General features: G+C 59.2%; 18 protein-coding genes. 13 read left to right on the plus strand and 5 right to left on the minus strand.

The genetic code is table 11. The features are described from left to right. Nucleotides 1-119: 119 nt before the first annotated feature. Nucleotides 120-2,090 carry a PAS-domain containing protein gene (locus FIV03_RS10340; RefSeq protein WP_152509505.1) on the minus strand — a complete coding sequence of 657 codons (1,971 nt, stop codon included), beginning with the start codon at nucleotides 2,088-2,090 and terminating at the stop codon, nucleotides 120-122. 168 nt (nucleotides 2,091-2,258) lie between these two features. Between FIV03_RS10340 and FIV03_RS10345 the strand changes: the two genes are divergently transcribed. Further along, nucleotides 2,259-4,172, plus strand: coding sequence for a S8 family peptidase (locus tag FIV03_RS10345; protein ID WP_209009928.1), 1,914 nt, complete (start codon nucleotides 2,259-2,261; stop codon nucleotides 4,170-4,172). A gap of 33 nt (nucleotides 4,173-4,205) precedes the next feature. On the opposite strand, the gene FIV03_RS10350 is transcribed toward FIV03_RS10345, so the two are convergent. Continuing rightward, nucleotides 4,206-4,466: a hypothetical protein gene (locus tag FIV03_RS10350; protein ID WP_152509507.1), complete on the minus strand. Its 261-nt coding sequence runs from the start codon at nucleotides 4,464-4,466 to the stop codon at nucleotides 4,206-4,208. A 56-nt stretch (nucleotides 4,467-4,522) separates the two neighbouring features. After that, a complete protein-coding gene (locus FIV03_RS10355) occupies nucleotides 4,523-4,945 on the minus strand; it encodes a MucR family transcriptional regulator (protein WP_023003602.1) in 423 nt (140 codons plus the stop codon). Nucleotides 4,946-5,673: 728 nt separating this feature from the next. On the opposite strand from FIV03_RS10355, the gene FIV03_RS10360 reads away from it, so the two are divergent. The 12 genes from FIV03_RS10360 (at nucleotide 5,674) to FIV03_RS10415 (ending at nucleotide 19,843) form a co-directional block, all read left to right on the plus strand. Further along, nucleotides 5,674-6,804: a porin gene (locus tag FIV03_RS10360; protein ID WP_023003600.1), complete on the plus strand. Its 1,131-nt coding sequence runs from the start codon at nucleotides 5,674-5,676 to the stop codon at nucleotides 6,802-6,804. A gap of 244 nt (nucleotides 6,805-7,048) precedes the next feature. Then, on the plus strand, nucleotides 7,049-8,077 hold the full coding sequence (locus tag FIV03_RS10365; protein ID WP_173013820.1) for a LacI family DNA-binding transcriptional regulator: 1,029 nt from the start codon (nucleotides 7,049-7,051) through the stop codon (nucleotides 8,075-8,077). Nucleotides 8,078-8,299: 222 nt separating this feature from the next. After that, nucleotides 8,300-10,285, plus strand: coding sequence for an AMP-binding protein (locus tag FIV03_RS10370; protein ID WP_152509509.1), 1,986 nt, complete (start codon nucleotides 8,300-8,302; stop codon nucleotides 10,283-10,285). Next, nucleotides 10,282-11,109, plus strand: a complete 828-nt coding sequence (locus FIV03_RS10375; RefSeq protein ID WP_023003592.1) for an ABC transporter ATP-binding protein — start codon at nucleotides 10,282-10,284, stop codon at nucleotides 11,107-11,109. The genes FIV03_RS10370 and FIV03_RS10375 overlap by 4 nt, the downstream gene beginning before the upstream one ends. A gap of 12 nt (nucleotides 11,110-11,121) precedes the next feature. After that, nucleotides 11,122-12,075: a branched-chain amino acid ABC transporter permease gene (locus tag FIV03_RS10380; RefSeq protein ID WP_023003590.1), complete on the plus strand. Its 954-nt coding sequence runs from the start codon at nucleotides 11,122-11,124 to the stop codon at nucleotides 12,073-12,075. Nucleotides 12,076-12,088: 13 nt separating this feature from the next. Next, entirely contained in the window at nucleotides 12,089-13,165 is a 1,077-nt protein-coding gene (locus FIV03_RS10385) for a branched-chain amino acid ABC transporter permease (RefSeq protein WP_152509510.1), read from the plus strand. Between the two features lie 104 nt (nucleotides 13,166-13,269). Further along, nucleotides 13,270-14,601 (plus strand): ABC transporter substrate-binding protein, encoded by a 1,332-nt coding sequence (locus FIV03_RS10390; protein WP_031270547.1) that lies wholly within the window; start codon nucleotides 13,270-13,272, stop codon nucleotides 14,599-14,601. Nucleotides 14,602-14,662: 61 nt separating this feature from the next. Then, the gene (locus FIV03_RS10395) at nucleotides 14,663-15,517 is read left to right on the plus strand and encodes an ABC transporter ATP-binding protein (protein WP_023003584.1); all 855 of its coding nucleotides are present in this window, start codon (nucleotides 14,663-14,665) and stop codon (nucleotides 15,515-15,517) included. Between the two features lie 40 nt (nucleotides 15,518-15,557). Continuing rightward, nucleotides 15,558-16,796 carry an AMP-binding protein gene (locus tag FIV03_RS10400; protein ID WP_152509511.1) on the plus strand — a complete coding sequence of 413 codons (1,239 nt, stop codon included), beginning with the start codon at nucleotides 15,558-15,560 and terminating at the stop codon, nucleotides 16,794-16,796. A gap of 298 nt (nucleotides 16,797-17,094) precedes the next feature. Continuing rightward, the gene (gene hemH / locus FIV03_RS10405; RefSeq protein WP_152509512.1) at nucleotides 17,095-18,174 is read left to right on the plus strand and encodes a ferrochelatase; all 1,080 of its coding nucleotides are present in this window, start codon (nucleotides 17,095-17,097) and stop codon (nucleotides 18,172-18,174) included. 227 nt (nucleotides 18,175-18,401) lie between these two features. Then, nucleotides 18,402-19,391, plus strand: a complete 990-nt coding sequence (locus FIV03_RS10410) for an SPFH domain-containing protein (protein ID WP_152505495.1) — start codon at nucleotides 18,402-18,404, stop codon at nucleotides 19,389-19,391. Further along, entirely contained in the window at nucleotides 19,388-19,843 is a 456-nt protein-coding gene (locus tag FIV03_RS10415) for an NfeD family protein (RefSeq protein ID WP_152505496.1), read from the plus strand. The genes FIV03_RS10410 and FIV03_RS10415 overlap by 4 nt, the downstream gene beginning before the upstream one ends. A 53-nt stretch (nucleotides 19,844-19,896) precedes the next feature. Here FIV03_RS10415 and FIV03_RS10420 read toward each other — a convergent pair whose 3' ends face one another. Together FIV03_RS10420 and FIV03_RS10425 are read right to left on the minus strand one after the other, a co-directional pair. Further along, nucleotides 19,897-20,751: a flagellar motor protein MotB gene (locus FIV03_RS10420; RefSeq protein WP_152509513.1), complete on the minus strand. Its 855-nt coding sequence runs from the start codon at nucleotides 20,749-20,751 to the stop codon at nucleotides 19,897-19,899. A gap of 126 nt (nucleotides 20,752-20,877) precedes the next feature. Continuing rightward, a complete protein-coding gene (locus FIV03_RS10425; RefSeq protein WP_152509514.1) occupies nucleotides 20,878-21,645 on the minus strand; it encodes a MotA/TolQ/ExbB proton channel family protein in 768 nt (255 codons plus the stop codon). Nucleotides 21,646-21,655: the final 10 nt, after the last annotated feature.

Consider the following 21,655-nt stretch of genomic DNA (forward strand, 5'->3'; position numbering starts at 1 on the left):
GATTTCGATCCGTCTGTGGGATCGTTTGAGCGGAAAAGCCTGGCAACTGAGACCGGCAAATTGGAAAGGGGCTCGGGACCAGACCAGATGGGTCAATCGCAATTCTCTTTGCATAACCTTCAGGCCGGATCTGGTGTGGGGCTGAGAATCTTTTGCAGGGTGTCTGCAAGTTGAGCATCTGCGAAGGGTTTCGCCAAGACCGGAAATTCGCAGGCGCATTCCTGTCCTGCAAGGTCAGACCAGTCGGCGTAACCGGACATCAGTGCAATGCCCAGATCTTGACGCTTCTGCTGAATTTCGCGCGCGAGGGCCAGACCATTGATCTGCCCTGGCATGATGATGTCACTCAGCACTCCTCGCAATTCGGGAAGGTCCAGCGCCAGGCTCCGGGCGTCTTCCGCGTTTTCGGCTCTCAGCACCGCGTATCCGAGGTTCTGCAACTGGTCCGTCACCGTGTTGGCAACGTCCGGGTCATCTTCCACCAGAAGCAGAAGTTCACCCTGCCCCGGTTTCAAGGGGAGCGTTTCGCCCTCGTCCGCGTCCCGGCCAGTGGTTGGCGTGATACGCTGATACGGCAGATAAAGGGTCAGATAGGTGCCGACGCCCAGGGCGCTGGAGATATGGATCGCGCCGCCTGACTGGCGAATGAAACCATAGACCATGGACAGGCCGAGCCCGCTGCCGGTGCCGAAGTTCTTGGTGGTGAAAAAGGGTTCGAAGACACGCAGTTGCGTGTCCGGATCCATGCCGCCGCCAGTGTCGCCGACGGTGATACGCGCAAACCTGCCGGATGGAATGCTCAGGTCATCGGCTTCGCGGGTGTCCAACTCGCATGCATCCAAAGTGATGGTCAGCGTGCCGCCTTCCGGCATGGCATCGCGTGCGTTGAAGGCCAGGTTGATCAGCGCTGTTTCCATCTGCGTCGGGTCGATGCAAGCGCCGATTTCCTTGTCCTGAGCGGTAATCGTCACGTCGACCGAAGGCGGCAGGGAGCCTTCCAGCAACCGGCCGGCACTGGCGATGACCTTGGCAAGCGACACATTCTGGGGATCGATCGCCTTGCCACGGCTGAAGGCAAGCAGGCGCTGGATCAGATCCGAGCCGCGCTTGGTCGCTTCGAGCATTGGTGACAGCTTGCTGTCGAGGGTTTCCCGATCGAGCGGCGTTTCCATACGCCCGAGAGACAGAAGATTGCCCATCAGGATCGCAAGCAGGTTGTTGAAGTCGTGGGCGAGCCCGCCGGTGAGCTTGCCGACGGCATCCATGCGCTGGGATTGTACAAGCGCTGCTTCCGCCTGCTTCTGGTCGGTGGCATCGAGCGACAGCACAAAAATGCCCAGGGTCCTGCCGTCCTTGGTCATGTCCGGAATGAGGGTCGAACGCATGTAGGCGGTACTGCCGTCGGAACGATTGCGCTGATATTCGTAGCTGACGGCATTGCCTTCAAAGGAACGGTTGATATGGGGTTCCAGCTCCTTGAACAGCTCCTCGCCAACCACTTCCGGTGCCGGCCGTCCCGCGATCGAGGCAACCGAGTGGCCGAACCAGTCGGCGTAGCGGCGGTTGGCGAAGCGGAAGACGGGGCCGGGAGACAGATAGGCAATCAGGGCAGGGATGTTGTCCGTCACCAGACGGAGCCAGTCTTCCGACTGCTGCAGTGCCCGTGTGCGCTCTTCCACCGTTCGTTCCAGCTTTTCCTGCCGGCGGCGATCCTCTGTGACGTCGGAATAGGTTGTGACGAACCCTCCCTTCGGCAGGGGGGTGCCTGAAACGGCGATCACCTGGCCATTTGGGCGGATGCGTTCGAAATAATGCGGCTCGAACAGCTTGGCCCGTTCCAGCCGGCGCTGGATCTTGCCTTCGATATCGCCGGGGCCATATTCGCCGCGCTCGGCGTTGACTCGCAGGAACGCTTCCAGATGCGTGCCGCGACGAGCCAGTTCCTGAGGAAAATCAAGCATTTCCCAAAGGCCCCGATTCCACGCGACAAGCCTGAGATCGGCGTCGAAGGCCGAGAAGCCCTGATTGATGTGGTCAAGCGCCGCCTGCATCAAATCGAGCTGCGTCTTGAGCTGTTGTGTCTCCTCCATGGGGTGAGAGTAAGCCCGAAAAGCAGGTTTGACCATTCATCCGAGAAGAGAATGGCAGTCCTTGCCGACAAGACCCGACGAGGGCCACGTGCAGGCCGAAAAACTTCGCCTTTCATGATATGCTGGCCAAGTATTTTTGACTTTGTTTTTCCTGCGATGGAGGGATCCATGCAATTAAAGAAACTTGACCCGAGGCTGCGCCGGTATGCGGCCGAGGCAGAACTGAAATCATTTGACGACGAAACCGCCCTCGACACCTTTCCGTCCGCTCCCGCGTCCCTGGAGAGCACTTCGGCTGTGTCGCCGCCGCTTGGGGAGGTCCGGCGCGTTCTGGTCGAACTGCAGGCGGATCAACCGCCCGCGGCCTTTGCTGACTTTCATTGGGTACATGTGGCCGGGAAGATCTATTCCGTCTCGCTTCCGATGAACAGGCTGGTGGAGCTGCATGCGCATCCTTCGGTGGAAACTGTCGAAGCCGGGCGGCGCTGGTTTCCGATGCTCGAAACCTCCCTTGCCGAAACCAGGGCGAACACGGTCCATCAGGGCAGTACCGGTGTTCCGGGCCGCACAGGGGCTGGTGTTCTGGTGGGCATCATCGATTACGGAATGGATTTCACGCTCGACGATTTCCGCAAAGCGGACGGCACCACAAGGCTGGCCTTTCTCTGGGACCAGCGCCTCGACGCCCGTCCGGGCGAGAGCGCGCCGGACGATTTCGCCTATGGCGTGGAGTATGGGGCCAACCAGATTGACCAGGCGCTGAATGCGTCTGATCCGTTCAGCATTGTCCGGCACAGGCCGGATGCGGCTTCGCACGGCACACATGTTGCGGGAATCGCGGCTGGCAATGGCAGATCGCATGATTCCGACTTCGCAGAGGGCGCGCATCTTGGAGCGGCGCCCGAAGCCACGCTGATTTTTGTTCAGCCGGATACGCGCGACGGGTCCGGCACATTTACCGATTCTAGCCACGTGGTCGATGCAGTTGCCTACATCATGGGCAAGGCGGATGCGCTCGACATGCCCTGTGTCATCAACATGAGCCTCGGGCAGAATGGCGGTAGCCATGATGGGGAGAGCCTTGTCGAAAGGGCGATCGACCGTCTGCTGGAGCCTTTGGGGCGGGCGTTCGTGAGCGCGGCGGGAAATGAACATGTCTGGCATGGGCATGCCGCCGGAAACATCAAGACGGGCGAAAGCCGGGAACTGCGCTGGAAAACGGGTGGCGGCATGCCTTTGCCGGATGGCACCATCACCCAGACCGGAACGGACAGGACGTCGAGCGAGCTGGAGATCTGGTATTCGAGTGTCGACAGGTTTGCCGTGACACTGACAGCACCGGATGGAACACAGTATGGACCGGTGACCCCTGGGAAATCCCTGCTTCAGGACGAGGTCTTTATCGATTCGGAGCGCTTTTCGAGCTTGAACGGACAAGCGCGGATCTACATGCAACTGGAAGCACCATTCGGGCTCGGGATGCTGAGGTCCGGTGTCTGGACCTTGAAACTGGAGGCACTGGAAGGAGAGAACGGCCGGTTCGACGCCTGGATCGAGCGTGATCTGCGTGACCGGGACAACAATTATGCCGATCAGTCTTTCTTCCAGGGAGGTGATTTCGACCCTGTCCGCACGCTCGGCACTCCGGCGACAACACGCAGGGCAATTGCGGTTGCCAATTACAGCCACTATTCACTTTCGCCGGCTGCTTCCTCCAGCCGCGGGCCCACACGGGACAATCGGAACAAGCCAGAGGTTGCCGCGCCTGGAACAAATATTGTTGCGTCTTGCGCGCAAGGCGGGCGGAACAACGGCAACGGCGGGGTCCACCCGATGCGGGTGCTGAAATCCGGCACCAGCATGGCTGCCCCGCATGTTGCCGGTATCGTTGCCCTGCTGTTTCAGGAAGCGCGCTCCTTGTCGGCGCCCCAGATCGCAAACATCCTGATGGCGACGTCGGACAATCCGGATGGCATACCGGGGTTCGATGTTGCCTGGGGCTTTGGCCGGGTGAACGCGGCGCGTGCTCTGCGGCTGCTGCGCGATCCCGATCAGCCGGGGCGCACCGATGCCGTGATTTGAGCTTTTTGATGTGAAAAACAGGATGCGGCGTCGTTAGCGCCGCATCGCACCGCCGACCTGGATATAGGTGACAGCGGTATCCTCAGCGAGAGAGTTGAGGTTTTCTGCGGTGACGAGCAAAGTCATCAGGTGGCTTTGAGGGCTCCAGGACAACAATTCAGGAGCGCCCGCGCTGTTGGTGCGCAAAGCCAGATCGTCCGGGGTCTTGCCCGGTGCAAGTTCGACCATAGCCTTTATTTGCGCCGAGGGATCGTTTCTCATGATCGCCTTGCGCGCCTGCGGGCTGAGTTTCATCTGCCTGAAGTCCATACCTGGAATATAGCACTGCGCTGCCGGTCTTCAAAACCGGGTCAGCGTTTCCGATGCCCCAGTTTTGCTGCCTTGGCCATCTCGGCCCGTTTTTGCGCGTAGTTTGGTGCAACCATCGGGTAATCCGCGCTCAGGCCCCATTTGCGCCGATACTCGGCGGGAGTCAGGTTGAACTTCGTCTTCAGGTGGCGCGTCAGAAACTTGAATTTCTTGCCGTCCTCGAGACAGACGATGAACTCCGGTGTGACCGAGTGCTTTATAGGCACAGCCGGCACGAGGGGAGCCCTGAATACGGTCGGGGTGTTGTTGGTCGCGGTTTCCAGGGCAACGTGGACATCCAGAATCAACTCGATCAGATCCTGCTGCGGGACCGGGTTGTTCGTCACGTAGTTGGAAACAATTCCCGCGGTGAGCGCCATCAGGTTCGGCGAATCGAAGCTCTCGCCTTCTTCTGGTTCAGCCATGGGAGTTCCTTTTCCGAAATTGGGGACTGGAGAGGGCCGTGGGCGGGGCGGTGCCGGGCGCGCAGGCAAACCGTGCCAAATAGATTTGTTTTACGACTTCGCTTTTCAAGTAGCGATCACATTTTTATCAAATAAAAAAATGTATGAGGAAATTTCGCCGATTTCGGAAACCGGGGAGTTTTCCATTGGAGCAATCTCAACTGTAGTTCTCAAGAAATACTGGACTAAAAATTCTGGTTGTTCCAAAAAACGCTGAAAACCGCAGGAAAAATGGACAAAATCGAAAACGCTATTTCTTCTCTATAGAAAATCTTGCTTTTCAAATCTGTAAACTGAACAGTGTAGTCATGAAGTTCGCATCTGCAGCAAAAGCAAATCCAAGAAAAACAGAGCAAATAAACACAAAGTATTTAAAGTAGTGCGAGGGCAGGGGATATGGGGATGCGGTTTCGGGAGTTCAAGGGCAAAAATGAAAAAGTGAAAAACTGTAAAAAATGATGGATTATCAATGTGTTGCAAAAATATGACTCCAAATGCCAATGTGCGCCAGAGAAAAATTCTGGCTTGAATTCCGACGTCGGAACTGGCTTTTTGATGCGGAGACGGCCAACGGGGTGCAAGTAAATGCTTGTTGTTGGTAGTCTAAAGGTTAGTTTGAAGGGGTCGCGTTAAAGTATTCGAATCCGTTCCTTCAGCCTTCCGACTGAATTTGAAACTGGAGTAATGTAATGAAACTCAAGAGTTTGATGCTCGGCGCGGCCGCAGCTGCTGCTGCAACCACCGCCCAGGCGGCTGACCTTCCGGTCGCTCCGGAGCCGGTCGACTATGTTCGCGTTTGTGACGCATACGGCGCGCGCTTCTACTACATCCCGGGCACCGAAACCTGCCTCCGCGTTGGCGGCCGTGTTCGTACCCAGGTTGTCGTCAACAACGTTCTGGAAGACGGTGCCTTCAGTGACCGTGACTCCGACGGCTACTCCTGGCTGTCTCGCGGCTACCTGTACCTGGACGCTCGCACGGCTACCGAATTCGGTACCCTGCGCACCTACGTGTCCATCTACTCCACCGTTACCAACGGCGAAAACAGCACCACGCTGGAAAACGCCTACATCCAGTGGGGCGGTCTGACAGCTGGTCGTCTGACCTCGAACTTCGACATCTTCACCGGTCAGGCCTTTGTCGGTGTCGTGGATCGTGACTGGTCCGACGTAACGTCCAACCAGATTGCCTACACCGCTGCTTTCGGCAACGGCTTCTCCGCGACCATCGCTCTGGAAGACCGTTCCGATCGTGAATATGGTGATTACGGCGGGACCCGTGCTCCGGACTTCGTTGCCGCTCTCGGCGTTTCCCAGGGCTGGGGTTCTGCACAGCTGTCCGGTGCCCTGCACCAGGTTTACCCGGATGCAGCCGCCAACCGCACCAACAATGGTGGTGAAGACTCCCTGGGTTGGGCAGTCGGTGGTGGTGCTGCCATCAACCTGCCGATGCTCAACTCCGGTTCGAACATCTTCTTCCAGGGCTTCTACGCTGATGGCGCACTGTCCTACATCACCACGTATGACGGCGTAGCCGACTACAACGGCGACGACACCTCCACCGGTTACTCGCTGTCTGCTGGTGCCTACATCCAGGCAACTTCCACGATCGGCCTCGCGCTTGACGGTTCCTATGCCGACATCGACGCCGCAACTGGCCTGAACGACGTAACCCGTTACGCAATCGACGGTTCGGTTCAGTGGGAGCCGGTCTCCGGCTTCGTCATGGGCGCAGACGTTGGTTATGCAAACACCGACATCGACACCCAGGGTGACCAGGACGAACTCCTCTTCGGTGTTCGGATGCAGCGCACCTTCTAATCTTACGGTTAGACTCTGACTGACTAAAAATGACCTCCAGTCAGTCAATCGGCCCGGCAGACTCCAAACTGCCGGGCCTCCCCCGTTTTAGGGGCACCCGCAGTCGCCGAGAGGAAAAGCGCCGTGTCTGCTTTGCTGTGCTGTGGTTTCCGCGGCAACACCGAGCCGGTGCGACTGAAAATTCTTTGCCTCTCCAATTGAAAAGACGTGCGGCGCCAGAATGTTCTCGGCTAACATTCGTGGAATGCCAAAGTCCGAATACAAAAAGAAAAATCCGACGGTTCAGGACGTCGCCCGCGCCGCCAATGTGTCGACGGCAACTGTCAGCCGCGTTTTGACGACGCCCGACAGGGTATCCGCGGAAACCCGGCGCCGTGTGTCGGAAGCGGTCGAAAAGACCGGCTACGTCCTCAATCATGCCGCGCGCAATCTCCGCCGCCGGGACACGGGAACGATCGTTGCGCTCGTTCCGGACATCGGCAATTCCCACTTTTCGAACATTCTCCAGGGCATTGAGACGGTCTGCGCTGAAAGACAGCTGAAAGTGTTGATTGCCGACACGCGCAAGCCGTCCATGTCGCATTCGAGTCTGAGTGACTATTTCAGCAAGAACAATTGCGACGGGATCGTTATCCTGGACGGGCATTTCTCGATTTCCCGAATCAGATCTTCCAATCCCAAGTCCCCGCCCATCGTGCTGGCCGGCGAATGGAGCGACGATCCGGCGGTGCCAATCGCCGTGGTCGACAATCTGATGGGGGCGGATCTGGCAGTGTCGCACCTCCTTGAACTGAAGCACTCCAATATCGGTCACGTTACGGGCCTCCTGTCGCACAAGCCGGGAAGGGACCGGCTCGACGGATTCCGGGCCACGTTGGGCGGTGCGGGTCACGATCCGGCCACTGCCTGGATCTTCGAGGGGGACTACACGCTGGAAGCCGGGGTCAGGGCCGCAAAGGCCTGGCTGGACCTGCCGAACCGGCCGACCGCCGTCTTTTGTGCCAGCGACCGGTCCGCCTTCGGCTTCATCTCATTCCTGAGTGAAGCCGGCATCCGTGTGCCGCAAGATGTTTCGGTTGTGGGGTTTGACGACATCGACATTGCCGGCCATTTCGTGCCGCCACTGACAACAATCCACCAGCCTCGCCGGGCAGTTGGCGAGCAGGCTGCGAAACTGTTGCTCAACCTGCTGGGTGGTGCAAAGCCGGACAATGGCAGCGTTCAACTGGAGCCCTGGCTGGTGGTTCGCAAGAGTGCAGTCGAGCTGGTCTAGGCATCAGCCATTCGCACATGCAGCGCAAATGAAACAATTCGACACGATTGAAACATATTGCTGAAAATCCGCCGTCCTAGCCTGATTTTCAACGGGTTGGGACAGCGTCCTTCTTCGCCTTTAACAATTTACCGGTTGAAGGTTCGGTCGGCACGGCGTTTCATAGCCCCACAGGAAACGACCCCGGAAAACCGGGGCGCCTTCTAAAGGGAAGAAACATCTATGGTAGGGTCGGCCAGCGCTACATCGCGCGGGGAGGACACCTTTCCGAAGATTCTCATGCGCAACGCGCAAGTCTTCGGGGACCGGACGGCGTTCCGGGAAAAGGATTTCGGGATCTGGCAAAGCTGGACCTGGTCCGAGGTGTGTGAAGAAATCCGCGCATTCTCCATCGGATTGAAATCTCTGGGCCTGAAGGCTGGAGACAAGATCGCCATCGTCGGTGCGAACCGTCCAAGGCTCTATTGGGCGATGGTTGCCGCGCAGGCACTCGGGGCCGTTCCGGTGCCTGTCTATTCGGACAGTGTCGCCGAGGAAATGGCCTTCGTGCTCGGCCATGCCGAAGTCACCTTCGCGGTGGTCGAGGATCAGGAGCAGGTCGACAAGCTCCTGTCGATGGCGGACGAGGTGAAGTCGCTCACCGAGATCATCTATGATGAAGTGCGCGGCCTGCGCGATTACGATCATACCCACCTGCACGGCTATTCCTCGGTACTGGAAAAGGGACGCGAGCTGCTTGCGGCAACGCCGTCCCTAGCGGCCGAGTGGGAGGCCGGATTCCGTGAAGCCAAGGGCTCAGACATTGCGGTGATGCTGTACACTTCCGGCACCACCGGGAGACCGAAGGGCGTGATGCTGTCCTTCGACAATCTGGTCATTTCGGCGCGCAACGGCAACAAGTTCGATCATCTGGACGAGACCGAAGAAGTGCTCGCCTACCTGCCGATGGCCTGGATCGGCGACCACGTATTCTCCCTGGCGCAGGCTTTCACGGCGGCCTATTGCGTCAACTGTCCGGAAAGCATGGACACGATCGACGTGGACCGGCTTGAAATCGCGCCGACCTATTTCTTCGCGCCGCCGCGCGTTTTCGAGAACATGCTGACCCGCATCATGGTGCGCATGGAAGATGCGGGTAAAACCAAGCGTGCGATCTTCGACTATTTCATGGAGGTTGCCCGCAAGGTGGGCGAGAAGATCCTGAATGGCGAAACGGTCGGCCTGAAGGACCGGATGCTTTACGCCCTCGGCGAATTCTGCGTCTACGGACCTCTCAAGAACCGCATGGGTCTCACCCGCATGAAAGTCGGCTATACGGCCGGTGAGGCCATCGGGCCAGAGATCTTCCGGTTCTTCCGCTCGCTGGGGCTCAACCTCAAGCAGCTCTACGGCCAGACCGAAGCCAGCGTCTACATAACGCTGCAGCCGGATGGCGAGATCTACGGCGATACGGTCGGCAAACCGGCTCCCGATGTCGAGCTCAAGATCGCCGACAGCGGTGAAGTGATGTACCGCTCGCCGGGTGTCTTCGTCGGCTATTTCAAGAATGACGAGGCTACTGCCAGCACCAAGACGCCGGACGGCTGGGTGCATACGGGTGATGCCGGCATCATTGCCGAGAACGGCCACCTGAAGATCATCGATCGCGCCAAGGATGTGGGCAAGCTCAATGACGGGGCATTGTTCGCGCCGAAATACATCGAGAACAAGCTGAAGTTCTTCCCGAACATCAAGGAGGCGGTCGCCTTCGGTCACGAGAAGGACATGGTGGGCGTCTTCATCAACATCGATCTGACTGCGGTCGGCTCCTGGGCGGAACGCAACAACGTCAACTATGCCTCCTACCAGGAACTTGCCGCGCATCCAGATGTCTACGGCATGATCGAGAGCCACGTCGATCAGGTGAACCGGGACCTTTCCCGCGAACCGATGATGGCAGGTGCGCAGATCAAGCGGTTCCTGATCCTGCACAAGGAGCTGGACGCGGATGACGGCGAGCTCACCCGGACTCAGAAGGTTCGCCGGAGCTTCATCGCCGAGCGCTATGGTCCACTGATCGACGCGCTTTACGACGGATCCACCTCCAAGCATGTGCGTACCGAAGTAACCTTTGAAGACGGCCGCAAGGGCGCAATCGAAGCCACCGTCGAGATCCGCGACATGTCCACCCATGACGCCGGAGCGGGCGTACAGGAGGCCGCCGAATGAACGCGATCGTTTCCGACAAGACACTGTCGCCGAATGGCGCGCAGGAACCGGCAGAGCGCGAGGTGCTGCTGCGGGTCGACAACGTGTCGCTGTCCTTCGGCGGCGTGAAGGCGATTACCGACATTTCGTTCGACATCCAGAAGGGCGAGATCCGCGCGATCATCGGACCGAACGGGGCCGGCAAGACGTCGATGCTCAACGTCATCAACGGATTTTATCATCCGCAGGAAGGCACGATCACCTGGCAGGGCCAGGTGCGCCGCAAGATGAAGCCTTACGAGGCAGCCAGCCAGGGGATTGCCCGGACCTTCCAGAACGTGGCGCTGTTCAAGGGCATGACCACGCTGGACAACATCATGTCCGGCAGGACCTTGAAGATGCACAAGAACTTCTTCTGGCAACTTCTGTGGCGCGGCCCGGCGGAGCGCGAGGAAATCGAACATCGGCGCAAGGTCGAGGACATCATCGATTTCCTTGAAATTCAGGCAATCCGCAAGACTCCGGTCGGGCGTCTGCCCTACGGGCTGCAAAAGCGGGTCGAGCTTGGCCGCGCGCTGGCGATGGAGCCGGACCTGTTGCTGCTCGACGAGCCGATGGCCGGTATGAACCTTGAAGAAAAAGAAGACATGAGTCGGTTCATTATCGACGTGAACCAGGAATTCGGCACGACGATCGCCCTGATCGAACATGACATGGGCGTCGTCATGGATCTCTCCGACCGGGTGGTCGTGCTCGACTACGGCAAGAAGATCGCCGACGGGCCACCGGAGGAAGTGCAGGCCAGCCAGGCCGTTATCGACGCTTATCTCGGTGTGAGCCACTAGGAGGGACGAACCATGCTCTACGACATTTTTATCGATCCCTTCGTACAGATGTACCAGATGCCGGATTTCTTCCTGCAGGTCCTGTGGGAAGGTTTCGTCGCCGGAATTCTGTATGCGCTGATCGCGCTGGGTTTCGTGCTGATCTTCAAGGCCTCCGGCGTGTTCAACTTCGCCCAGGGCATCATGGTGGTGTTCGCCGGCCTGACGCTGGTGGGACTCAACGAAAACGGCGTGCCCGCCTATCTGGCACTGATCCTGACCATCGGCGTGATGGGGGTTCTGGCGTACGGAGTGGAACGGGTGGTCATGCGGCCTCTGGTCAACCAGCCGGAAATCATCCTGCTGATGGCGACCATCGGCCTGACGTATTTCCTCGTCGGCTTCGGTGAATTCGTCTTCGGCGGCGAGCCCAAGCAGATGATCACCGAGCAACTGGGGCTGCCAACCGGCTCGACTGCGTTCGAATTCGGCGACCGGGGGCTCGTGATCCTGCAGCATATCGATATCGCGGCAGCCGTGATCGCGGTGGTGATGGTGACGGCGCTCGGCATCTTCTTCAACAAGACGCGGATCGGCCGGGCCTTGCGGGCCGTTGCTGACGACCACCAGGCTGCCCTTTCCGTCGGTATCTCTCTCAACCAGATCTGGGCGATCGTCTGGTTCGCAGCAGGCCTCGTGGCCCTGGCGACCGGCATCATGTGGGGGGCGCGGTCCGACGTGTCCTTCGCGCTGGAAATCGTAGCGTTCAAGGCGTTGCCTGTGCTGATCCTCGGCGGCTTCACGTCGATCCCGGGTGCCATTGTCGGCGGCCTGATCATCGGCTTCGGCGAGAAGATCGGCGAACTGTACTGGGGTGGTCTTGTCGGGGGCGGGATTGAATCCTGGCTCGCCTATATCATCGCCCTGATCTTCCTTCTGTTCCGGCCACAAGGCCTCTTCGGCGAACGTATCATCGAGCGGATCTAGGGATATCTGACCCATGTTTTATCGCGAAGCTGGCCAATTCAAGACGAGTTACAAGGCGGATCAGGCGCTGTTCCCGATCCTCCAGGACCGCGTCGGCCTGGCCGTCATCCTGATCACGGCATTTGCAGTCATTCCGGCTCTTGCCAACGACTTCTTCCTGACCTCCATCATGATCCCGTTCCTGGTGTTTTCGCTGGCGGCGATCGGGCTGAACATCCTGACCGGGTTCTGCGGACAGTTGTCCCTGGGAACCGGTGCGTTCATGGGGGTCGGTGCCTATGCCGCCTACAAGCTGACGTCGATCTTTCCCGATGCCAATGTCATCGTGATGGTTCTGGTGTCCGGCGTCTTCTCGGCTGCCATCGGCGCGGTCTTCGGACTGCCGAGCCTGCGCATCAAGGGGCTTTACCTGGCGGTGACGACGCTCGCCGCGCAGTTCTTCCTGGAATGGTGCTTCATCCGTATTCCGTGGCTCTACAACTACAACGCCTCCGGCGCGATCGAAGTGCCGCGCCGCGAAGTTTTCGGCATCATCGCCACGGGGGCGGAAGCAACGGCGCTGGCGCGCTACTTCATCGTTCTCGGTATCACGGTGCTGATCGCCTTCCTGATGGCGAACGTCCTGCGCGGCCGGATCGGCAGATCCTGGATGATGATCCGCGACATGGACATTGCGGCTGAACTCATAGGCGTTCGCCCGCTGCAGACCAAGCTGATGGCCTTTGCCGTGTCGTCCTACATCTGCGGCGTGGCCGGTGCGATGATGGTGTTCTTCTGGCTGAATGCCGCCGAGCCGTCGTCCTACTCCATCCGGTTGTCCTTCCAGGTGCTGTTCATGGTGATCCTGGGCGGCCTGGGCAGCCTCGGCGGAGCCTTCATGGGAGCCGCTTTCATCTGGATCCTGCCTGTGGTTCTGAAATTCGTACCCGGCCTCCTCGGCATCGACCTGGCCGCGGAGACCGTGGAGCACGCGACCTTCATGATCGTTGGCGCTCTCATCATTTTCTTCCTGATCGTCGAACCGCACGGCTTTGCGCGGCTCTGGCAGATCGCGAAGCAGAAGCTCAGGGTCTGGCCGTTCCCTTACTAGGGGCTGCCAGCCTTTTCGCCCGCCATCCGGACATGGACCGATCCGGTGAGGAATGGCGCAACCGGTCCGGCGGTATTCATTTCGATGCCGCGTGGGAGGAGAATATGAAAAGCATCAAGCAATTTGCGCTGGGAACCGCTGTTGCGCTCGGGGTCGGTCTCTCCGGCGCCATGACGACCGCGGTCCAGGCACAAGATACCAACTATGTGCCGCTCCTGACTTACCGGACAGGGCCTTACGCTGGCTCCGGCATCCATATCGCCAACGGCATGCATGACTACCTGCAGATGCTGAACGAGCGCGATGGTGGCATCGGCGGCGTCAAGCTGGCGCTGGAAGAGTGTGAAACCGGCTACAACGCCCAGAAAGGCGTCGAGTGCTACGAAGCCACCAAGGGCAAGGGCGCGCTGGTTTACAACCCGTATTCCACCGGTATCACGCTTCAGCTGATCCCCAAGGCCGGTGTCGACAAGATCCCGGTTCTTTCGATGGGCTACGGCCTGTCGGCTGCCGCTGTCGGTTCCACGTTCCCGTGGATCTTCAACGTGCCGGACACCTATTGGGACGGCGCTTCCGTGGTCATCAAGTACATCGGTGAGCAGGAAGGCGGTCTTGAAAACCTCAAGGGCAAGAAGATCGGCTACATCTTCCTTGACGCCGGTTACGGCCGCGAGCCCCTGCCGCTTTTGGAACAGCTGGCCGAAAAATACGGCTTCGAGCTGCTGCAGTACCCGGTTCCGGGTGCGGAAATGCAGAACCAGTCTTCACAGTGGCTGAACGTACGCCGCGACCGTCCGGACTACATGATCATGTGGGGCTGGGGCGCGATGAACCCGACCGCCGTCAAGGAAGCCGTCAAGATCCGCTTCCCGATGGACAAGTTCATCGGTGTGTGGTGGTCCGCAGGTGACGACGATGCTGCCGCCGGCGGTGAAGGTGCCAAGGGCTACAAGGCACTGAACTTCTCCGGTGTCGGCGCCGACTTCCCGGCTCTCGATGACATCAAGAAACACGTCATCGATACAGGCAAGTCCTCCACCGATGCGGAGACGATCGGAAGCACGCTCTATAACCGCGGCGTTCTGAACTCGGTCATCATCGCGGAAGGCATTCGCAGCGCCCAGCAACTGACCGGCAAGACGGTCATCACGGGCGAAGACATGCGTCTTGGTCTCGAGGCTCTCAACCTGGACGAGGCTCGTCTGGCCGAGCTCGGCCTGAAGGGCTTCGCCCATCCGATGAAAGTGACCTGCGATGACCATGCCGGCAGCCATCCGGTGTTCATCCAGGAGTGGGACGGCAAGAAGTGGCGTCAGGCTTCAGACTGGATCGAGCCGATGACCGATGTGGTCCGTCCGCTGCTGGAAGCAGCCGCTGCGGAATACGCAGAAAAGAATGCGCCGTGGCCGGCGCGCACCGAACCCTGCCCGAACTGATAGGCAGTCCGCTCCGCCGCGCCGCATCAACGTGCGGCGGAGCAACCAGGGAGAAAAGGGAATGGCATTGCTGGATGTAGAACAGCCTGGTTCGCAGGGCGCTCGGGATGCTGCCGGGACAATCCTGTCGGTCAACAATATCGAGGTCATTTATGACCACGTGATCCTGGTGCTGAAGGGCGTGTCGCTGACGATTCCCAAAGGCGGGATCGTGGCGCTGCTCGGCGCGAATGGAGCGGGCAAGACGACCACGCTGAAAGCGATTTCGAACCTGCTTGGTGCCGAACGCGGCGAAGTGACAAAGGGCAAGATCCTTTTCGATGGCGAAGAAGTCCAGGCCCTGTCGCCAAACGATCTGGTTCGCCGGGGATGCATCCAGGTGATGGAAGGCCGGCATTGTTTCGGTCACCTGTCCATCGAGGAAAACCTGCTCACGGGCGCCTACACCCGCAAAGACGGGTACAGCGCCGTGAAGGCGGACCTGGAGATGGTCTACAATTATTTTCCGCGTCTGCGCGAGCGGCGTGGCAGTCAGGCCGGTTATACCTCCGGCGGCGAACAGCAGATGTGCGCTATCGGCCGTGCCCTGATGAGCCGGCCGAAGATGATCCTGCTGGATGAACCGAGCATGGGGCTGGCGCCTCAGCTTGTGGAGGAAATCTTCGAGATCGTCCGCCAGCTCAACCAAAAGGAAGGCGTGTCCTTCCTGCTTGCCGAACAGAACACCAACGTGGCGCTGAAATACGCGACCTACGGCTACATTCTGGAATCCGGCCGCATCGTGCTCGACGGCGACGCCAAGGCGTTGCGCGAGAACGAGGACGTCAAGGAATTCTATCTGGGCGTTGGCGGCGAGGGCCGTCGGTCGTTCCGGAATGTCAAACATTATAAGCGAAGGAAGCGCTGGCTGGCCTGACGGGGTTTCAGACACAGGGCCGAAACAGGCGGAGACGACCATGAGCGACATTCAGTTTGACGCGCGCGAGCGGCAAGACGCCGCTCAGCGCGAACGGGATCTTTTTGCCCGATTGCCGGACCTTCTGGTCCATGCGACAGGCAAATCCTCCGGGTGGGCCGTACATCTGGACGGATGCGATATTGCTGGCGTTACCGACCGGACAGCGCTTGCGGGACTGCCGGTCCTGCGCAAGTCCGACCTTCTGGAAAAGCAGCGGGCACAGCCGCCCTTCGGCGGATTTCTGGCAGGTGAGCTTTCCGGTGCTGCAAGGGTTTTCATGTCGCCAGGACCTATCTGGGAACCGCAGGCACCCGGACTCGATCCCTGGAACGGTGCGCGAAGCCTGTTCGCAGCCGGTTTCCGCAAGGGCGATGTGGTTCTCAATGCGTTTTCCTATCACCTGACACCGGGTGGTTTCATTCTGGATCAAGGTGCCATTGCACTTGGATGCACGGTGTTTCCCGCCGGCGTTGGCAATACGGACAGTCAGGTCGAAGCGATCGAGGTGCTCAAACCGTCCGGTTTCGTCGGCACGCCGGACTATCTGAAGATCCTCCTCGATCGTGGCCGGGACCAGGGCCGGGATGTCTCCTCCATCAAGAAGGCCCTGGTCTCGGGTGGTGCGCTGTTTCCATCCCTGCGCGAGGAATACGAGGCAGGCGGAATTCGTGTCGGACAGTGCTACGCGACAGCGGACCTCGGCGTCATCGCCTATGAAACCGAGGCAAGGGAGGGCATGGTCGTCAACGAGGACTACATCGTGGAGATCGTGCGCCCGGGCACTGGCGAGCCGGTGGCAGATGGTGAGGTCGGCGAACTGGTGGTCACCAACTTCAACAGCCTTTATCCGCTGATCCGCTTCGCAACCGGCGATCTGTCCAAGATCATTCCCGGACAGTCGCCCTGCGGACGTACCAACATGCGGCTTGCCGGCTGGATGGGACGGGCAGATCAGCGCACCAAGGTCAAAGGCATGTTCGTCGATCCGGCGCAGATCGCGCAGATCGTTGCCGCCCATCCGGAAATCAGCAAGGCCCGCCTTGCCGTCAGCCGCATAGGCGAGGCCGATGCCATGACACTGACCGTGGAAACCGACGCCTCCGGCAACGGCTTGCCGGAACGGGTTGCGGAAACACTGCGTGAAGTGACCCATCTGAAGGGGGACGTCCTGACCGTTGCTCCGGGTGGATTGCCGAATGACGGCAAGGTGATTACGGATGAACGGGAGTACGGCTAAGGCTCGAAGCAACGCGCAGGCATGCCTCCGGAGTTAATGCAAGTTTCAGTCTCATCCTGAGGAAGCGCGCAAGCGCTGTTTCGAAGGATGGCTGCATACTCCGGAGCAAGTTGCCCATCCTTCGACACGGACCTGTCGGTCCACCTCGGGATGAGGTCTTTTGTTGTTGCACTTCCGCCTGAAATTCGGTGATCCGCCTGCTCAAATCTGCGTATGACAAATGCCGCATTGGCCTCGGCATGTGCTTGGCCTATGTATGGCGTCAGACAGACAGATCGTTTTAGGACCAATCCCGCAGATGACCGTTCAACCGACCGCGCCGATCGCAGCCGACCAGGAAGCCGCATTCAGAAAACTCGACCTGCCGAAGGACCATCCTTCGGTCAAGAGCGGCAAGGTGGGCGTGCTTCTGGTCAATCTGGGCACACCGGACGGCACGGACTATTGGCCGATGCGCCGGTATCTGCGCGAATTCCTGTCCGACAAGCGCGTTATCGAGTGGCCCCGGGCAATCTGGTATCCGATCCTCTATGGCATTGTTCTGATGACCCGTCCGGGCAAATCCGGCAAGGCTTACGAGGAGATCTGGAACAAGGAAAAGGACGAGTCGCCCCTGCGCACGATCACGCGCAGCCAGTCGGACAAACTGTCCGAGATGCTGGGCGATGCGGGTGGCAAGCTGAAGATCGACTGGGCGATGCGTTACGGTCAGCCGTCGATTCCGGACCGGTTGAAGGCGCTCAAGGACGAGGGCTGCGACCGGATCCTGGTCTTCCCGCTTTACCCGCAGTACTCGGCAACCACCACGGCGACGGTCAATGACGTTGTCTGCAAGACGCTTTTGAAGATGCGCTGGCAACCGGCGATCCGGACCGTTCCACCCTATCACGACGACCCGGTCTATGTGACCGCCCTCGCAAAATCAGTTGAGCGGCATCTGGAAAGCCTCGATTTCAAGCCGGACGTGGTGCTGACCTCTTATCACGGCATTCCGCAATCCTATTTCAAACGCGGGGATCCCTATCACTGCCACTGCATGAAGACGACCCGTCTCATGCGCGAAGTCCTGGGCTGGGACGCCGAGAAACTGCGTGTGACCTTCCAGTCCCGGTTCGGTCCGGAAGAATGGTTGCAGCCCTACACGGACAAGACCGTCGAACAGCTGGCCAAGGACGGCGTGAAAAACGTTGCGGTGATGAACCCGGGTTTCGTTGCAGACTGTCTCGAGACGCTTGAGGAAATTGCCGGCGAGGCCGGGGAGATCTTCGAAGAAAGCGGCGGCGAGAAATTCAGCCATATCCCCTGTCTGAACGACAGCGATCTTGGCATGGACGTGCTGTCCCATATCGTGCGGCGGGAACTTGGCGGCTGGATCTGACCAGCCGCAAATCCACAAGCGTTTAACCTTGCCGGTGGAAAATACTCGTAAAATTTCGCGATACTGCCCATAAGTCACGGCACTGTTTCACGAGCGCCTTAAGTGTTTGTGCGAACAGGGGTAGCGGGCGTGCGTCCGAATGGGCGCACTACCGCGAATACGCTGGAAACACTCTGGTATTCGGCGCATAGTGACGATGCTATTTTAAAAAATTACGGGAGACGTATATGCCAATCGCGGGATTTGACATTTTCCTGATCGGCCTTGTCGTGCTGGTCATTCTGGTCTTTTTCGCCGGCGTAAAGACGGTGCCGCAAGGCTACAATTATACGATCGAACGTTTTGGAAAATACCGGAAGACGCTGACACCGGGCCTGAATTTCATCATTCCGTTCATCGACAGGGTCGGCCACAAGCTCAACATGATGGAGCAGGTGCTGGACGTGCCGACACAGGAAGTGATCACCCGCGACAATGCGACGGTGAGCGCGGACGGCGTAACCTTCTACCAGGTGCTCGATGCTGCCCGTGCTGCCTACGAAGTGCTTGGTCTTCAGAACGCTATTTTGAACCTGACCATGACCAACATCCGCTCGGTGATGGGGTCGATGGATCTCGACAACCTTCTGTCCAACCGCGATGAAATCAATGCCCAGATCCTGCGCGTCGTCGATGCGGCTGCAGAGCCATGGGGCATCAAGATCACCCGTATAGAGATAAAGGACATCAATCCGCCGCGCGATCTGGTGGATGCCATGGCCCGCCAGATGAAGGCGGAACGCGAGAAGCGTGCCTACATTCTCGAGGCCGAAGGCAAGCGCCAATCGGAAATCCTGAAAGCGGAAGGCCAGAAGCAGTCGCTTATCCTGGAGGCCGAAGGCCGCCGCGAATCCGCGTTCCGTGACGCGGAAGCTCGCGAACGCGAGGCGGAAGCGGAAGCCAAGGCAACGCAGCTGGTGAGCGCGGCCATTGCCGCCGGTGACGTTCAGGCGATCAACTACTTCGTCGCCAACAAATACGTCGAAGCCTTCAAGGAACTGGCGACCTCGCGCAATCAGAAGACACTCATCCTCCCGATGGAAGCGACGTCGCTGCTGGGGTCCCTGAGCGGTATCGGTGCCATCGCCAAGGAAGCGTTCGGTGACGACGGTTCTTCGAGCCGGTCTTCTTCCCGCATTCCCAATACCCGCAGCGATGAAGGAGACGAGAACCGGTGAGCCTGATTGAAAGCACGATCGCTGCCCTCGGGGCTTGGAGCTGGTTCGTTCTGGGGCTTCTGCTGCTGGGACTCGAGATCCTGGCGCCTGGCACGATTTTTCTCTGGTTTGGCCTGTCGGCGCTTGTCGTCGGTGTCGTGGCTCTGTTGTTCGATTTCGCCTGGCAGGTGGATGTTGGGCTGTTCCTCGTGCTGTCACTCGTCAGCCTGCTGATCGGACGCCGGTTGATGCAGAAACTTGCATCGGAGAAGGGCGATCCGGGGCTCAACCAGCGCGGAAGTCGTTATGTCGGCCGAGAATTCACCCTTGCCGCGCCCTTGAACGAGGGCGCCGGAAACCTGTCCATCGATGACACGATCTGGCGCATTACCGGACCGGACATGCCGGCCGGCACGAAAGTTCGTGTCGAGGCAATTGACGGGGCGCGGCTGGTGGTCTCGCGGGTCAGCTAGATCTCACCGGCATCGTGCGCGTTTCCTTTGCAGGAGGCTGTTGCCGTACCGGACTAAAGCTTGTGGCCGGCCGGCAGCGGCGGTTCTTCAGCCTTGAGCAGAATGCCGATCCTGCGGTTTGCCGCCAGGTAGGGGTCGTTGGGGAACAGCGGTTCGGTGTCGGCCTTGCCGACCACTGAGTAGAACTGGTTATCCGGCACGCCGTATTCGGACAGGATCTGCCGGGCGACATTGGCGCGTTCGCTGGACAGCTCCCAGCCGGTATAGCTTGGATCGATGGACTGACGGCCGGCAGTCGTGTGGCCTGTAATCTCGATGCGATTTGGCATCTGCGACAGCACCGGTGCCATCTTCGCGATCAGGCGCCGGGTGGTCTCGTAAGGATACTTCGAGCCTTCCCGGAACATTGAGCGTCCGTCCTGATCGACGAGCATAATGTTCAGGCCTTCTTCGGATTCTTCCAGAATGATGTTGCTGGAAATTTCGGTGATTTCCGGCATTTCCTGCCAGGCCTGGCGCAGCGAGGCGGCAGCCGTCGCGAATTGCCGCGGCTTTTCGATATCGGCTTCCAGCGTGTCGTGCGTGTTGGCTTCCGGACCTTGTTTGCGCCGCTGTTCATGGCGCACCTGGGAGAAGTCGGAATCCATCTCCTGTTCGACCTGGCTGATATCCTTCATGTAGTCGCGGATCGGAATGCCCTCGACCTCGATGATACCGGTCTTGCGGGAGGTGTCCTTGACACCGAAGGCTTCGCGCATGGACCCGGCGACCACCTGAAGCTTTTCCTTGTCCTGAATGGAAAAGGAAATGATCAGAACGAAGAAGCAGACGAGCAGGGACATCAGATCGGCAAAGGTTACCAGCCAGTCCGGTGCACCGCCGCCTTGAGGTTTCTGTTTCTTTGCCATCGCGCTGTGGTCGCTCTTTTGTCAGTTCCGGATCAGATGTGGTTCGATCGATTTCGATTGAGCCCTTACCGATCGCATCCAGGGTTGGCGAACAATCTGCCCTGCGTCATCTGAAAGCCGCCTGTTCTAGGCCGCGTCCGCCAGCTCGGCGCGCAATTTGTCCGGCAGGTATGCGATCAGCATTTCCTTGATCAAGGCCGGGCTCTTGGATTCGCGGATCTGGCAAACACCGTCGATGATCAGCGTCTGGTTGAGATCGTCGACGTCGAATTTCGCATCCAGCTTGTCCACCAGAGGCAGACAAATGATGTTGGAGATCAACGCGCCGTAAAGGGTCGTCAGAAGGGCGACGGCCATGGAAGGCCCGATTGCTGCAGGGTCGTCCATGTTGGCAAGCATCTGCACCAGGCCGACCAGCGTCCCGATCATGCCGAAGGCGGGAGCGGAATCGCCAAGTGCCTTGAAAACGCGCTTGCCTTCCGCGAGCCGGGAAAGCTGCAGGTCGCGCTCGCGTTCCATCGATTCCTTGATGAATTCCAGCTCATAGCCGTCCGCAATATATTGCACGCCCTTGGCAAGGACAGGATCGGAGACGTCCACGTTCTCCAGGCCAAGCGGGCCGGACTTGCGGACGATTTCGCCCAGGTTGCTGATTTCCGTAATCAGGTCGCGAGGGCTTGCGTTCTTGCCCGCAAGCGCAACCTTGAAGCCCGTAACGAAAGCAGTGGCGATGTCGGAGAGCTGGAAACGGATAAGGGTAGCAGCCAGACCGCCGCCGATCACGATCAGCATCGACGGCACATCGATGAACTGGCCGAAACTGCCGCCAAGGAAAATAGCGGTCGTCACGATGCCGAAAGCACCCACAATGCCGATTAATGTCGCCAGATCCATTCTGTACACA

The sequence above is a fragment of the Labrenzia sp. THAF187b genome (genome assembly GCF_009363375.1).
Lineage (GTDB): Bacteria > Pseudomonadota > Alphaproteobacteria > Rhizobiales > Stappiaceae > Roseibium > Roseibium algicola.

Coding starts and splice junctions, on each gene's coding strand:
- FIV03_RS10340 (WP_152509505.1), bottom strand. CDS start 2,090: ATGGAGGAGACACAACAGCTCAAGACGCAGCTCGATTTGATGCAGGCG.
- FIV03_RS10345 (WP_209009928.1), top strand. CDS start 2,259: ATGCAATTAAAGAAACTTGACCCGAGGCTGCGCCGGTATGCGGCCGAG.
- FIV03_RS10350 (WP_152509507.1), bottom strand. CDS start 4,466: ATGAAACTCAGCCCGCAGGCGCGCAAGGCGATCATGAGAAACGATCCC.
- FIV03_RS10355 (WP_023003602.1), bottom strand. CDS start 4,945: ATGGCTGAACCAGAAGAAGGCGAGAGCTTCGATTCGCCGAACCTGATG.
- FIV03_RS10360 (WP_023003600.1), top strand. CDS start 5,674: ATGAAACTCAAGAGTTTGATGCTCGGCGCGGCCGCAGCTGCTGCTGCA.
- FIV03_RS10365 (WP_173013820.1), top strand. CDS start 7,049: ATGCCAAAGTCCGAATACAAAAAGAAAAATCCGACGGTTCAGGACGTC.
- FIV03_RS10370 (WP_152509509.1), top strand. CDS start 8,300: ATGGTAGGGTCGGCCAGCGCTACATCGCGCGGGGAGGACACCTTTCCG.
- FIV03_RS10375 (WP_023003592.1), top strand. CDS start 10,282: ATGAACGCGATCGTTTCCGACAAGACACTGTCGCCGAATGGCGCGCAG.
- FIV03_RS10380 (WP_023003590.1), top strand. CDS start 11,122: ATGCTCTACGACATTTTTATCGATCCCTTCGTACAGATGTACCAGATG.
- FIV03_RS10385 (WP_152509510.1), top strand. CDS start 12,089: ATGTTTTATCGCGAAGCTGGCCAATTCAAGACGAGTTACAAGGCGGAT.
- FIV03_RS10390 (WP_031270547.1), top strand. CDS start 13,270: ATGAAAAGCATCAAGCAATTTGCGCTGGGAACCGCTGTTGCGCTCGGG.
- FIV03_RS10395 (WP_023003584.1), top strand. CDS start 14,663: ATGGCATTGCTGGATGTAGAACAGCCTGGTTCGCAGGGCGCTCGGGAT.
- FIV03_RS10400 (WP_152509511.1), top strand. CDS start 15,558: ATGAGCGACATTCAGTTTGACGCGCGCGAGCGGCAAGACGCCGCTCAG.
- hemH (WP_152509512.1), top strand. CDS start 17,095: ATGACCGTTCAACCGACCGCGCCGATCGCAGCCGACCAGGAAGCCGCA.
- FIV03_RS10410 (WP_152505495.1), top strand. CDS start 18,402: ATGCCAATCGCGGGATTTGACATTTTCCTGATCGGCCTTGTCGTGCTG.
- FIV03_RS10420 (WP_152509513.1), bottom strand. CDS start 20,751: ATGGCAAAGAAACAGAAACCTCAAGGCGGCGGTGCACCGGACTGGCTG.
- FIV03_RS10425 (WP_152509514.1), bottom strand. CDS start 21,645: ATGGATCTGGCGACATTAATCGGCATTGTGGGTGCTTTCGGCATCGTG.